Origin of the sequence: Sphingobacterium sp. UBA7855, assembly GCA_002500745.1 — a bacterium.
Lineage (GTDB): Bacteria > Bacteroidota > Bacteroidia > Sphingobacteriales > Sphingobacteriaceae > Sphingobacterium.
On sequence record DLST01000010.1, the window covers coordinates 243774 to 258824 of the forward strand.

The 15051-nt window shown below is 42.3% G+C and carries 9 protein-coding genes; 7 read left to right on the forward strand and 2 right to left on the reverse strand.

Going from position 1 to position 15051, the window contains the following annotated elements; all coding sequences use genetic code 11:
- Nucleotides 1–6: 6 nt before the first annotated feature.
- Nucleotides 7–1848, forward strand: coding sequence for a carbon starvation CstA family protein (locus B2107_RS07220; protein ID WP_293954495.1), 1842 nt, complete (start codon nucleotides 7–9; stop codon nucleotides 1846–1848).
- 37 nt (nucleotides 1849–1885) lie between these two features.
- Here B2107_RS07220 and B2107_RS07225 read toward each other — a convergent pair whose 3' ends face one another.
- Nucleotides 1886–3115: an ROK family protein gene (locus tag B2107_RS07225; RefSeq protein ID WP_293954497.1), complete on the reverse strand. Its 1230-nt coding sequence runs from the start codon at nucleotides 3113–3115 to the stop codon at nucleotides 1886–1888.
- Nucleotides 3116–3428: 313 nt separating this feature from the next.
- Between B2107_RS07225 and B2107_RS07230 the strand changes: the two genes are divergently transcribed.
- The 6 genes from B2107_RS07230 to B2107_RS07255 all read left to right on the forward strand — a co-directional run bounded on the left by B2107_RS07230 (nucleotide 3429) and on the right by B2107_RS07255 (nucleotide 14079).
- Nucleotides 3429–6635 carry a SusC/RagA family TonB-linked outer membrane protein gene (locus B2107_RS07230; protein WP_293954499.1) on the forward strand — a complete coding sequence of 1069 codons (3207 nt, stop codon included), beginning with the start codon at nucleotides 3429–3431 and terminating at the stop codon, nucleotides 6633–6635.
- A gap of 23 nt (nucleotides 6636–6658) precedes the next feature.
- Nucleotides 6659–8362 carry a RagB/SusD family nutrient uptake outer membrane protein gene (locus tag B2107_RS07235; RefSeq protein ID WP_293954501.1) on the forward strand — a complete coding sequence of 568 codons (1704 nt, stop codon included), beginning with the start codon at nucleotides 6659–6661 and terminating at the stop codon, nucleotides 8360–8362.
- Nucleotides 8363–8380: 18 nt separating this feature from the next.
- On the forward strand, nucleotides 8381–10048 hold the full coding sequence (locus B2107_RS07240) for a DUF5018 domain-containing protein (RefSeq protein WP_293954503.1): 1668 nt from the start codon (nucleotides 8381–8383) through the stop codon (nucleotides 10046–10048).
- A 70-nt stretch (nucleotides 10049–10118) separates the two neighbouring features.
- Complete coding sequence (locus B2107_RS07245) at nucleotides 10119–11309, forward strand: copper amine oxidase (protein WP_293954505.1); 1191 nt, start codon at nucleotides 10119–10121, stop codon at nucleotides 11307–11309.
- Nucleotides 11309–12184, forward strand: coding sequence for a hypothetical protein (locus B2107_RS07250; RefSeq protein WP_293954507.1), 876 nt, complete (start codon nucleotides 11309–11311; stop codon nucleotides 12182–12184). The genes B2107_RS07245 and B2107_RS07250 overlap by 1 nt, the downstream gene beginning before the upstream one ends.
- 938 nt (nucleotides 12185–13122) lie before the next feature.
- Nucleotides 13123–14079 carry a hypothetical protein gene (locus B2107_RS07255; RefSeq protein ID WP_293954536.1) on the forward strand — a complete coding sequence of 319 codons (957 nt, stop codon included), beginning with the start codon at nucleotides 13123–13125 and terminating at the stop codon, nucleotides 14077–14079.
- Here the strand turns inward: B2107_RS07255 and B2107_RS07260 are convergent.
- Nucleotides 14012–15010: an alpha/beta hydrolase family protein gene (locus B2107_RS07260; RefSeq protein WP_293954538.1), complete on the reverse strand. Its 999-nt coding sequence runs from the start codon at nucleotides 15008–15010 to the stop codon at nucleotides 14012–14014. The genes B2107_RS07255 and B2107_RS07260 overlap by 68 nt on opposite strands.
- Between the last annotated feature and the right edge of the window lie 41 nt (nucleotides 15011–15051).

Below are 15051 nucleotides of genomic sequence, written 5' to 3' on the forward strand. Positions count from 1 at the left end.
ACTGGTATGGATGCTCTCAATGGAATAAATGCGTTGACCTTAGTTTTCGCAGCGATATTGATCTTTGCGATCGCGTATCGTTTTTATGGCTTGTTTCTAGCAAATAAGCTGCTCAGGTTGAATGGAAGTCGCCAGACACCGGCGGTGGAGTTTGCTGATGGCCATGATTATGTGAAAACCGATAAAAAAGTGTTGTTTGGCCATCATTTCGCTGCGATAGCTGCGGCAGGACCACTAGTTGGTCCAGTTCTCGCGGCACAGTTTGGTTATCTGCCGGGCGCTCTGTGGATATTAATTGGTTGTGTATTAGGTGGCGGTGTGCACGATATGGTCGTGCTTTTCGCTTCTGTACGACATAAAGGCGAAAGTTTGGCAACCATTGCCTCCAAGGAGGTCAGTAAACCTATTGGCACTATTGCTGGTATCGCCGTACTTTTTATTTTGATCCTAACGTTGGCCGGATTATCGCTGGCCTGTATCAGTGCAATGCACGAGGCACCATGGTCTTTATTTACGATTGTACTGACAATGCCCATTGCTATTTTAATGGGCTTGATGATGCGCTATCGGGAGGGCTCGGTGACCTTGGCGAGTATCATTGGTGGTATCTTGCTTATTGCAGGTATTATAGCCGGTCATCACCTGATGCAGGTTCCAACTTTTCACGCACTTTTCAACTGGGATGTGAAAACGATCTCTATCGGTATTGCTGTATATGGTTTCTTCGCTTCAGTATTGCCCATCTGGCTATTATTGGTTCCGAGAGATTACCTGTCGACCTATCTCAAAATAGGTACAATTATTATGCTGACGGTAGGAATATTTTTTGTTGCACCAACAATTCAGATGCCCGCCTTGACCTCATTTATCCATGGTGGCGGACCTGTAATTTCAGGACCTGTCTTGCCCTTTATCTTTATTGTGATTGCCTGTGGAGCCATATCAGGGTTCCACGCTATTATCGCAACCGGGACGACGCCCAAAATGATCGGTAATGAACGTGAGATCTTGTTTGTGGGGTATGGCGCTATGCTTGTTGAGGGCTTTGTTGCCTTGATGGCCTTGATTGCAGCTTGTACGTTGATGCCTGGTGATTATTTTGCAATCAATACGCCGGTAGCCGATTATGCACAGTTTCTAGCGCAGCACCCCCATCTTTCAGCTGTGGATTTACCACATTTTATAGACAGAATAGGTGTAGATCTGCACGGTAGGACGGGCGGGGCAGTGTCGTTGGCTGTAGGGATGGCTCATATCTTCGATAAGGTTCCTTTTATGAACGATATAATGGCCTATTGGTATAATTTTGCTATCATGTTTGAAGCTGTTTTTATTCTTACGGCGATTGATGCAGGTACCAGGGTGGGACGTTTTTTTCTACAGGAAATGCTTGGAACTGTTTTCCCTAAATTTAGCGATAAAAACTGGAAACCAGGTGTATGGATTTGCAGTGCCCTGTTTACGTTTTCCTGGGGATATTTGGTTTATACCGGTAACGTAAGTAGCATTTGGCCATTATTTGGTATTAGCAATCAGCTCTTGGCAGCCTGTGGTCTGATTGTATGTACAACGATGCTCATCCGGATGAATAGACGAAAATATGTCTTGTTTGCAGCCGTTCCCGGTGTCTTTATGGCCGTGATTACATTTTGGGCCGGCTATCTTCAGGTGGTACAAGGATATGTGCCTAAAGGACAGTACCTACTGGCGGGCTTGGCCGTAGCAGCGATGTCATTGATGGCGATTGTATTTATCGGAACGTTTAAGAAGTGGATATACCTTGCACAAAGGAAAGAGCAGGTGAAAGATCAATATGGAGAGGTTGTGAAGGAGATTGTAGAAAGATAAAGTAGCGTGGATTTCAGTGAAATCCACGCCTTATGTCTTAATCGATAATAGAAAGCAGACGGTCCCGAATGAGAAGGCAAGCTCCAAAGGCCGCAAGTTTTTCCCCATTATTTGAATAAGCAAGTTTGGTGTCCTTGTTGACAATGGATAATGAAAACTTATTGACTGCATTTTTCAGCGGTAACATCAGATATTCCTCACTCTTGGCTAAAATACCACCTACGATGATGATTTCTGGATTGAAAATATTGATCAATGTAGCAAGTCCACGACCTAATTTTTCCCCAAGTTCATTGATCAACTCAATAGCGAGATTGTCATCTTTTTTTGCAGCAGCGATAATATCGCTGAGCCGGATATCTTCCAGATCATTGAATTTTTTTGTTAGGATGCTCGTTGCGCCATTTTGCAGTGCTGCTATTACACGGTTTCTAAGTGCAAAACCAGATGCTTCCGTTTCGAGGCAACCCTTTTTTCCGCAGCGACAGATGATATCGTTGTCAAAAATGGGAATATGTCCAAATTCACCCGAGAAACCCGATTTCCCATAATAGATCTTTCCGTTGATTAAAATACCCAATCCGATACCGTTGTCTACATTGACAAAGAGTGCATCTTTCTCGTCCTTTAAAATTCCACTCGAAAACTCGCCATACGCAAGCGCCTTGCTGTCGTTTTCAAGATAGGTGCGCAATTGCAGCTCCTGCTCAAAATATTTCGATAGGGGATCTTCATAAAAATTAAAATAACTGTAGGAATAACCTGTTCGGTAGTTAATGCGACCAGATAAGTTGATGCCGACACCCAATATTTTATCTTTTTGAATCTGATGTGTGGCAATAAACTGGTTGATCTCTCGACAAATATTTTGAAGTGATTCCTGATTATTTTCCAAACGATGGGAAATTTCCTCTTGTGTGGCAATAATGTCTTTTTTCATATCCATTACCACGATACTAAGATGATCATGGCTTACCTGAACGCCAACAAAAAAAGCTGCATTTGCAAGTAAGCCGTAAGAATTTGGTTTCCTACCAATTCCCGAAGTCGACTTTCCATTATCCTGGACCAGCGCATCTTCTATAAGTTCATTAATAGATTCATTAATTTTTGGAATACTGATGTTAAATTCCTTGCTCAATTCAGGAATAGTTGAAGGCCCCTTAGTCGCAAAAAAGGTCAAAATCTCCTTTTTAAGCAAAATATTTTTATAGGCTACACCGCTATAGCTTGCATCATGTAAGTCACTCAAGAATTTTATACTCATAACTGTGTTACGTTAACTTATCGGTAAATATAGTAAATATATCATCACGTTAAATTAAGTTTGTGTTTTTTCTTCTTTATTGGTCTCTAATTAATAAAAAAAATTAGAAATAATTTGAATATTTAAAATTTTATTTCTTATTTAGCGTTGTATAAATAATATACCTAATTATTGTAAACCAAAATATGTTGCCTTGCCCCGTTTCAGAACGTTGTGTGTTTTATCCAAAGAAAAACGTCTGATCATGGTTTAGGTAACCGAGTGACCATAAATACTATTTTTTAACATAACACTATTTTTTCATTCCTAAATTATGAAACCAACACATGTAAAACGCAGGTATCTTTTTAAGGCATTGGGATTACTTATTGTTTTTATGCAATCCGCAATAAGCTTTGCTCAATCCATTGTAAATGGTACCATACGAAATCGCGATGAACAGCCTATTTCTGGGGCGACGGTTAAAGTAGTGGGCACTTCTGTAACAACACGTACAGATCAAAAAGGGAGTTTTACCGTGCAGGTAGACCGACTTCCGGCCGAACTTCAAGTTAGTTATATCGGCTATTTGTCGCAGTCGCGGAAGATCACAGTTGCCGGTACACAAAATTTTGTTTTGCAGTCCGATGAACGTCAGATTGACGAGGTCGTTGTTGTGGCTTATGGTACGCAAAAGAAGAACAACGTCGTTGGATCTGTCGTTCAGATCGGAGGTGATCAGCTCAAGAAAGCCCCGTCGATGAATTTGACCAATGCACTTGTCGGACGTGTTCCTGGATTGACAGCATTGCAACAATCTGGCCGCCCGGGGGCAGATAACGCGACATTGTATCTGCGCGGAGTGGGGACATACGGTCCTAATCGAAATCCTTTGGTGATTGTCGATGATATCGAAAGACCACTTTCTACCCTAGCTTACCTTGATCCAAGCGAGATTGAAACCATTTCCTTTTTAAAGGATGCCGTCTCCACAGCGGCTTATGGTGTACAGGCTGCCAATGGAATTATATTGGTTAAAACCAAAAATGGGCGAAAGGAACAGGCCAAAGTAACCTATGACTTTGGGTACAGCATTGGCCAAAATACCCGCTTTCCAAAATTCCTCAATGGACCGGATTATATGAACTGGTATAACAAAGGAACAGAACTGGACAATGATTTTCTCCGAAACACGAAGCAAACTGAAGCAGCTTACATCTACACGCAGGAACTCATCGATGCTGTGGCAAATGGAACCAACACCAATCCGTTATTTGGGAATACAGACTGGATTGGCCTATTGGCAGATAATAATAGCTATTCGCAACATCATGCCGCAACAATTTCTGGTGGAGCGGGCAAAACGCAGTATTTTGCTTCGGTCAGCCATATGAACCAGGACGGGGTGACCGACAATACCAATTTTAAACGCTACAATATCCGTACAAACCTTAAAAGTGAGCTTAATGAATACCTGACGGTTGGTTTGAACATTGGTTTGCGTAATCAAAATACCAATTTGCCCGGTATTTCACCCGATAACTCGGCCTATATGAATCCATTTTACCAAGCTGTTCGGATGCTCCCGAATCTGCCTATGTATGCCCCAAATGGACTCCCGGTAGCATATCAGGCCGGAGCAGGATGGGTCAACCCAATTGCGTCCGTTGCAAATTCGGGATACCAGAAGCTCAAAAGCAATATCTTTCAGGGAACAGCAAACATTGATTTTAAAGTTCCGGGAGTAACAGGTTTCCTGGCAAAAGTTCAGGGCGCATACGACTATAATTCGGATGAATCCAAATCTTGGCTGACACCGTATCCGACGATGGGGAGACAGCGGGACCAGGTTGCAGGCGACTTTGTTTCCATGACCACTTTGCCCGGAATCACGAAGACTTCTCTTCGTCAGAGCTTTGCGGCTAGCTACCGCAGTACTTGGCAGGCCAGTTTAAATTACAACCGCACTTTTGGTGATCATAGCATCGGTGTGTTAGGTTTATATGAATATGCAAAAACTCATGGTAATCAATTTAGTGCCGGCGCAAGTAATTTTCCAATCAGTATTATTCAGGAAATAAACTATGGTTCGGCTTCCCAGGAAGACATTATCAAGTCTACAGGTTCCAGCGATCCAGAATCTGCTCGGGCGGGATTTGTGACACGGCTGAATTATGCTTTCCGCGATCGTTATTTGGTGGAGTTGGTGTCGCGTTGGGATGCCTCCGCTAACTTTGCCAAGGAAAACCGCTGGAAATCTTTCCCGGCCATTGGATTGGGCTGGGTGGTCTCAAATGAGTCCTTCTTTAAGGATGCTGTCCCTTTTGCCGATTTTCTTAAAGTAAAAGGGTCTATTGGGCGTACAGGCAATGATCGTGCACAAGTGGGTAGTTTCCCTTACATCAATACCCTTTCACAAAATACAACACCAGTCATTGTCATAGACGGTAAACCGGTCAAAGCCTTATATACCAATGCACCTCAAAACCCACTATTGAAATGGGAAGAATCCACTACATCCAATGTTGGATTTGAATCGCGGTTTTTAAATGGGAAATTTGGTTTTGATTTCGAATGGTTCTACCGTTATACTTACGGTATTCTGGGGCAGGTAGCAAACCTTTATCCAGCGTCGATGGGTGGTTATTTTCCAGGTTTAGCCAATATTGGCGAATCTGATAACCGCGGTTTCGATGCCCAATTGCGTTATAACGATCGTTTCGGCGAATTCAAACTGGGCGTAACTGGCAATATCAACTGGGCAAAAAGTGGGTATCTGAAACTCGATGAAGCCAACGGTATCCCCTCTTGGCAAAGTAAGATTGGAAAGCCAATTGGAGCGAAAATCGGTTTTGTTACAGAAGGAATGGTGCAGACCTGGGAGGAAGCACGCAACACCCCTTCACCAAGTTCGGGATTTATGGCGCCCGGTTTTTTTAAATTTAAAGATTTGAATGGTGATGGTAAAATTACAACAGATGATAAAACGTTTATTGGACGTTCCAATGTCCCTGAGCTGACATTTGGTTTAAATTTCGATATGGCTTATAAAGGTTTTGATTTTTCTGCGCTGCTTCAAGGAGCTACACTCGTAGATGTAGCCTTAGCGGGAACATATGAAGGCTCGTCTGGTACCGCTGATGTGGATGATAACACGCCTTTTACCCGTCCTTTTTATAACTATGGAAACTCCCCTTATTTCTTGGTTGAAAACTCCTGGCGCGAAGACAATCCAAATGCCGAATTTCCACGTATGAGTGCCTATAAAGCAACAGGTATGTCGACCAACAATGCAAATGCCAATTCAGGATGGATCAGAAAAGGAGATTATCTGCGGCTTAAATCCGTGCAGTTGGGCTACACTTTCCCGAAAGGATTGCTGAATGCAGCGAAGATTGAACATGTACGCGTGTTTGCTTCGGGCTCAAACCTTTTCACATGGGATTACTTGAAATACCTCGATCCCGAAATGCCAAATGTCAATAATGGATTTTATCCGCAGCAACGGATTTTTGAATTTGGTTTAAGCGTTACTTTTTAATCTCCTAAAAATTACTATTACAGATGAAATCAACTCTATATACCAGCTGTCGGCAGCTTTCATTTTTAGGCCTGTTGTTTATGGCGTTGCAAGGTTGTTCTGTCGATCTAATTCCACAGGACCGGATCGCAGAAGAGAAAGTATGGGCTGACCCCAATTCGGCCGAACTATATGTGTCGGGTATCTATGCTGAATTTAAAAAATTCCAGTTTGGTCAATTTCCCAATTTAGGCTATGATAATGCAATGGATGCCTTAGCCGATGGAATGAAATTTACCTCAAATACGGCTGGAAATGGTACCGTCAATATTCTTGTATCCAACTCAAACCAGTTTTCTTCCGCAAGCGTGGGTTTGAATTATTGGGCGAGCGGATATGAACGTATCCGTCGTATCAATGAAATGATCAATGGGATTAACACCAAGTCCAGTCTTTCCGATGCTCAAAAGCAGGTTTATGAGGCTGAGGGCAGGTTCGTGAGAGCATATGCCTATTTCTGGCTGGCAAAGATCCATGGAAGCGTGATTCTATTCAAGAGTATGGATCAGTATACTGAAAAAGATCACGAACGCTCGAGTGAGGAAGCCGTTTATGATTTTATCCTGGAGGATCTCCAATTTGCAGCGGATCATCTTCCGGTCAACAATCTTGCCGGTCGGGCTACCCAGGGCGCGGCCTATACCTTGATGGCGCGTGTAGGACTGTATGCAGGCTCTATTGCTAAATATGATCTCAAGCAGTTCAATCAGGATCCTTTGACGGGCATTTCACAGGCGAGGAGCGCGGAGTATTTTAAAAAATCAGCCGATGCAGCGCAAAAAGTCATCGATATGGCTAATGGGGGACTCTATGCTTTGGACGATAATTTTACAAGCATTTTTACCAATAAAAATACAAAGGAAGCAATCTTTCGAGTAGATTTTGCAGCACCTGATGTCACGCATCAATACGACCTGGGCTATGCCCCACCTCGGGATGCTCAGGGCAATACATTGGTTTATGGTGTACCAACCGCGGAATTGGTCAATGAATTTGAAATGGCTGACGGATCCAAATTCTCCTGGCAGAATGCTGCGCAGGCAGCGGCTCCCTATACAAATCGTGAGCCTCGTTTCTATGCGACGATCTTATACAATGGTGCAACCTGGAAAGGAAGAACACTGAATACGTCGACGACCGATGCGATAGAAGGATTCACAACATTTGGCGCGAGTGGCGACCCCAAACGTACCGTTACAGGATACTATGTACGCAAAATGCTTGATCCTACAAATACCACATTCGTTCAAAATAAGAGTACACAAAGCTGGATCGAAATGCGCTATGCCGAGGTCTTGTTGATTATGGCGGAAACGAAAGCGCAATTGGGCGATTTTGCGACTGCAACAACTTACATCAATCAGCTTCGCCAGAAGCGTGGACTTAATACCCTTAGCCTTGCCAACAATAATCAGGCAATGGCCGCTGTGGAGCACGAGCGCAAAGTTGAACTGGCTTTTGAGGGACATCGTTTCTGGGATTTGCGCCGTTGGAGAAAAGCTCACCTTCTGTTGGATAATGTGAAGTTTACAGGGCATAAGATCAGTCCGAACGCAACAGGATTAACGTATGAAGTTGTCTCAGCAGACGCAACCAACAGAAGTTTCACTACAAAATTATATTATCTGCCCATACCTGAAAATGAAGTGCAGTTAAACGGCGCTTTGACTCAAATTAAAGGTTGGTAAAAACATGAAAGACTAGCAATGGACAAAATAAAATTTTACAGTTTATGGGCCTGTGCGATCCTTTTGGGAGGATGTCAAAAACCTAATTATCTGGAGCGGAATGTGAAAAATCAATTGATGGATTTTTACGCTACGATTGATGGAAAAGGGCGAGATCGCCTCTTCTTAAGTACGATCAGCAATGATACGGTGTATTTGCACGTAGATTATTATTATCCGATCGATTCGGACAACGAAGTAGATCTTTCGCGACTGATGTTACGTGCTTCCGTTCCGGCTGATGCCCAGGTGACGCCGGGATTAAATGGATTTACAGACTTGACGGCACCCAAGAAAATTACTGTTACCGCAGGAAACGGTGATGCAAAGGATTATGTGGTCATTGCCGAGAAGAAAGGCAATACAGATATTTCGGGAATCAAAATTACATTTAAAGACAGCGAACAAAAGGAAAGTGAGGTTGAGGGGATCTTAAACGGGAATACGGTGACGTTTTATGTGGTGCCGGGTATGGATCTTTCACAATCTACGCTGAGTTACGTTATTAATAAACATTCCAGTGGTTCTATAGCAAGCGGAGGTCAGGTCAATTTAGCAAACGGTGCAGAAGTACCTCTGACGATTTCTGGAGCGGGAAATATCAAGCGGCAGCTCAAATTGGTTGTCAAAGAACCTATCAAACTTGCTAAAGGGGTGGGCATTAACCGGCGCTTATTCCTGAAGAAAGCGGCAGACTTGGGCTTCACGGCTAATAGTGAAACGTCCTGTTTTGTGAGTGGCGATTACCTGGTGATTGTGAGCCGGACTTCACCATCTGTATTTAAGGTGTACAACCGTTTCACAGGAGCTTATTCCCATAACCTAACAAATCCTTTCCCGGCTGGTCGTTTGATCTTCCAAGGCGTGAGCGATGAAAAAGGACGGTTTATGTTAGGAACTTATACGCCGAATGGACAGAGCTTTGTGCTATACAAATACAAAGATGTTTTTGATACCAGTCCTGCCAAGTTATTGGATCTACCTTATAGCAAACCTGCTGCGGTAGCTGCTGGCGATGGCAATATCGGTCGTAAACTTAACTGGGTAGGGGATATGGACGGAAACGGTCAGTTGCTCGCTTCGGTTGCAACCAGTCGTTACCTTCTGCGTTGGACAGTCGAAAATGGCCAGATAAAATCTACCGCTGCCGATGTCCTGGAATATAAGGATGGTGCGGCATCATTGGGCTTCCTTCCGGAATATCTTCCTTTAGGGGTCGGCGCTAACGCCGAACTGATCGCGAGCACTAACGCCGAACTTGCTTATGTTTCGGGAAGTACATGGGGGCGGCTAGCAGCATTCCCGGCAATTACAGGTACTGCTATGAATGGTGGTATCGCCTTTCAGCGTTTTAACAATGCAGATATTTTGGCTCAGGTCAAATTGTTTGGAAGCAATGAGATTGGTCAGATGTATGTTTATGATATTAGCGATAGAGCCCGCATTGGTACCACACTGAGTTCACCGACCTATAACCAATTGCGTGTTTATGAGTCGGAACTGTTTACAGGCGGTACCAATGGTAATGCAACCAGCGACATCTGTATGGGAACCTCAGAAAATGGACAAAGGCTTCAGGTGTATATGTTGACGACCTTTGGTTATCTCGTTGCGCAGGAATTTACAATTTATGCCGATTCAAATTAAAATAATCGTTCCTTCACGCAGCTTGTGTGCAGTGGAGGAACATTGTATTCATTCGTAAAAAAATAAAATTATGAACAAGCACATCAAAACAAGCTTATTGTTGATGTTAGGTTTAGTTTCGTGTAAAGTTGGATTTGCACAAAAAAATGATTTAAGTAGCGTGTCCAAAAAGATTGTCAGCGCAAATAAAGGCGATATCGTTTTGTTGGAGGATTTTCTAAAAACGGATTTTCCCAAGTTGCCTTACACAAAGACCGTATTGCCGGGGCCGCAGTATATCATATCTGATGATCCCGAGTATATCCGTGTTCCGGAAGCCATTGCACTACAGGAGACGGTTGATCCCGGCGCAGTTAGGTTATATGTCTATAACGTCAATGGTGTCAAAGAACCTCAAAAAATGCCCCGTAAGATTTCGGCGGTCATAAAAAACCTGGGGCATGAAAATATGCATTTTCGCATGTTGAAATATGCTTCACAAAAACCGAGTTCAAACTACTTTGAAATTGGAAAGAAGGGGCTTGAGGACTATTTTTTATCTGCTGTAAACAATCAGGTGAAAGTGCTTAAACCGGGGGAAGTGATGGCTATCGATGAAAAACTGGAAAAACAGCTGGTACAATACGATGAACTTGTCCATGGATTCTATGAATTTGTGGTAGACCAGCCGGCGCAGATTGCTGTCATACAATTTGCTCCAAATGAGTCTGGCCCAAAAGTGTTTCCGCGGATAAAGACGTTGATTCCACATAGTCACGCAAACGCTGGGCGTGGTATTTTTCCAATTTCCAATTATCAGATTAATCCGAAAGATACGCTTGATACCAAAAAAGGAGCAGTGCAGCTGATTGTTGCCGACGGACAGGGCGATCCATGGATCACGGGAACGATTGGTGCGAAAAAGGAATTTGCCAAGAATGCCGGAAACTACGGTGTGCTGTATAAAACAAAGATTAAATGGAAGAGTACAGACGGAAAAGGATTGGCTTTGGTCAGCTGGAACAGTCGATCTGGTGACAACCAATGGTGTGGTGGTATGGGGCTGACAATGGAACTTGTGGGGCAAGATGGTCAAAAGACAGTGATGCAATATCCCAAAAATGCGCTGATTACAAAAGGTTATCCAGAGGCAATTCTCATCGAAACTTATTGGCCCGACCCGAAGAAGGAAATACAGGAAATAGAATTTACCTATTCTCCTCCGGGAGCTTCCTGCCTACCGACCCCATTAATTTTTGTACCTATTGATCCGAAGAAATAATGAAACACATACTCTTACTTTTTTTACTAGGCCTGACCGCCTGCAGTGCAAAAAATGAATTTGTTAAACCAGAATTTCCGGTCGTAGGTGATGATGGAAATGAGTATCTCAAAAATGAGGTGCGTCCGGCTTCTTCAAAAGCTTGTTTTCAAGGAGCCTACTATCGAAAAGTCGTTTCCAGTACAGATGTTTGGGTCGGCATTAAGGCCGAAGTTACCTTACCAAAGATGGAATTTGATCCGGCGCGGTTGAACCCGAGCAAACCCAAGCAATACCTGGATAATCCCTCCGTTTATATGGGCGGTAACATGGGGGGACAGGAAACGGATATTGGTCTTACCTGGGAAGTTATTAAAGATGAAAAAGGAAATGTGACTGAAGATAGACGGGCTTTCAGACCATTTTTACGAAGAGCTGCACATGGCTCTGGCCAGGCAAGTCTTTATCAAAATGCACCCGCACAGGACGAATATTATTGGTATCCTGGAGAAAAGGTGCTGATGACATTGGAAATTGTTGGTCCAGGGATGTTAAAATTTGCTATACAGGGTAACGGCAAGAAATATGAAGCTACGTTTGAAAGTGCAGGATATACCCTGGGTGGATTGGGCGAGTTTAAGCGGGTGAACGCTATCGATCAGGTGGCCAATGAAGGCAAACCTGTACAGGCAACAAAAACGAAAGTATTGGAAGCGATTTGGTCCTATACCACCTTACTCCGCTATGATTCAAAGCAAGTGGTCGAAGTGTCTATGCATGCGGGACGGATGACACAGATGGCCTGCCCAGCGGCACAATATTTTAAAATCCAACAGGATGCAGCCAACCTCAAAAAAGGAGGGGAGACTGTGTTGATTAATGGGGGCGGTTTTTAAAATTGTTTAAGAAAAAGTATATAGGGTTAAAAGCCAGTTGTAAGCAGCTGGCTTTTAATATTTCTAACGACGATTTATTTTTTGTATTGGTGTTACTAACGTGTTGTTTAACCGATTTAGTCCATGATAAAAAATGCGTTTTTAAAAGTTTTATTTTGTTTATACAAAGTTATTTTCTACTTTAGTGTTGCCCATTCAAGGGCACTTTTCATAAAATAGGTTAATAATATGGCTAAAACACCCGGGGTACCCCATGCTTTCGGGTGTTTTTTTATTAATTATTCTCTTCTATTAGATCAAAAAAAATGATCGGGTCATACAGAAATTTTTTCATCAGTATTTTTTATTTCGATACAGCATCTACATTTTGTTACATAAGCGTAGTTTTTTACCTTTTTTTCTTCAATTTTTAGCAAAATTAACTTATGACCAAATAGCAACCAAATTTTACGTTATCACAGTGCTTGTTCAGTGATCGTTCAGTGCTTGTTCAGTGATGATTCAGTAAGCACTGAACAAGCACTGAACGACTACTGTATTAAAGGTGAATGAAAATTGTTATTACCCGCAATTTGGTATTTGGTTGTTTCAGATTTAATCATTATATTGGATATTTATAGTTTTTTGATTGTGGCAATCATTAAAAAGATCATCGATGCCATAAGAATGAACAAAGTTTCGTGTTATAGATGATCCTTCTCTACGTATTAATAGTTTATCTTATTTTTAATTTTTTAGGTGCGTAGGCTTCCTTAGCATTGTATCGTGTTGTTATTCTTATTTTTATGTATGTCGGGTTAGGAATTTTGTATATATTTGAGAAGAATCTAAAGGCCATTGTCCGACGGGTAGATGAGTTAAAAGTGCTTCAGCAGAAGTGACTATCAATTTTTTAAATTATGAAATATCTGTTCCTGTTTTTGTTAAGCATTTGTTTTTTGTCAAGTTGTGACAAAGAGGATGCTGATATTGACGCTACAGAGATTGATGGGATAGTAATGGGCAAAAGGTATCAGTTTGAAGGACGTTCTGTTGGATTTTCTGTTAGTCAGTTTTATGTAGATGGTACGGTAGATATGAATTTCTATTTGGGCACGGTCTGGGGTTTGAAAGACACGACGCCGCAGCTAAAGTTAACCGCTCTTCGCTCTTATTATAAACCTTTTAAAAACGCAGTTTCATCTACGCAGCCAACTTTACCTTCGATTCGTATCATCCCAAGTTATGATGCTATTCGAGCTTTTGCAAAGAAAAGCAGAGGGGAACCAGCTGTTTTGGAGCAATCTTCTGTAGGTGCGTTTTTCGACTATAGAGCGATACGTTATCATCTCAATAATAGCCCTGACGTAGATAGTGTGCTAAAGTTGGTTCGCCATCGTGATTCAACCACAATAAAGAGGGCAAACAGCTTGCTATTGCGTCGGGAGCATATTGCATTTAGCCTTCAAGTTGATCTAGCGGATGATGTAAAGGGTTTTAACAAGGAGGAAGTTGAAAAATTAAAAAAGAGCGGATATAATCCTTATTATGTTTCATCCGCAAATTACGGTACACATTCCATTGTAATGGGAGAAAGCGATTTTCCGCGTGGTGATCTGAAAAATGTCCTGGAGAAATTACTTTACAACCAAGAACTGACCGAACTGGATAAAGCAATATTAAATGGTTCAGACGTATTAATATATCTGCGCGGCGGACGACAAAAAGGCTTTATCAGACGTGCAACAGGTCTCAACCCGATTAAAAAACTTGTTGCGGATTATAAAAATGAACTTGAATTGCAACAGCATAGCTATGATTATCCTATTAGCTATAGTCTAAGTGATCTCAATTCTTATGGACACCTAAAATTTTGGTATTCTTATGATTTTCTTGTTCGAGAGGAGAAGGAGTGAATTTGCGTTTAGTCCTGCTCTTAATCCATTGAAGTGCAATGTCGCTTGGTTCAGCCGATGCTGAAAGACTAGTGTTGTGATCTAATGTAGGGAATAGGCAATACTCGAAAGGTTTTCCCTGCGCTTTCAATGCATTGAGGCGTTCTATCGATAAGCCTACTGGTATTTGGATATCTTGCGACCCGAACAGCCAAAGTCCTGGTACAGCTGTCGTTTTTAGTGATGTGACTGGATCGGTATTGATAAATTGATAACGGTCTGGATCATTCATCACATGATGACGAGCCTCAGTCTCCGTATGTTTATCCCAAAAGTCTTTTCTTCCATTTGTAAAGAACTGAAATCGGAGCTGTTCACGCGCAGGAATTACTGCACCACTATACAAGACAAAAAAGTCGACCAATGGATTTTTGTTGGCCGCCAATGGAATGATCCAGCCCGCTTGACTAAATCCTAGCAGTCCGATTGGAATATTCGGGTTGTGTAGTTGTTGATGGAACGTTTTTACAGCTGCTTGTGCATCTTTTGCAAGCAGATTGAGGTTAGCGGAGTCAATATTATTTGTACCAACCTCAGGGCCGGCATAAATTCCCTTCGATTTTCCTACCCCACGTTTGTCATAGGTAAATACAGCAATACCATTTCGAGCTAAAAATGAGGCGAAATCCGTCATCCTTTTCTCTTGCCCGGAACCGTGAACGAGGACAATGGCCGCACGGGGATGTGTTGGCTGAAGTATGGAACCTGCCAATTGAATGTCCTCACTCTTAAATAGGATATCTTTTGTTAGCCAGTCTGAATTTTGGGCTTTCGCAATCTGTGAATAGGTCACAACATATAGAAACATCAACGATAGCAGCACATAGAATGTGATCCGTTTTATCGAAATGAGCTTCGGCGGAAAATAGTCTAATAAATGGATCTTAGGCATAAGAATTTCTCGGTTATATTTATCGAAGTTAATCATTTGAA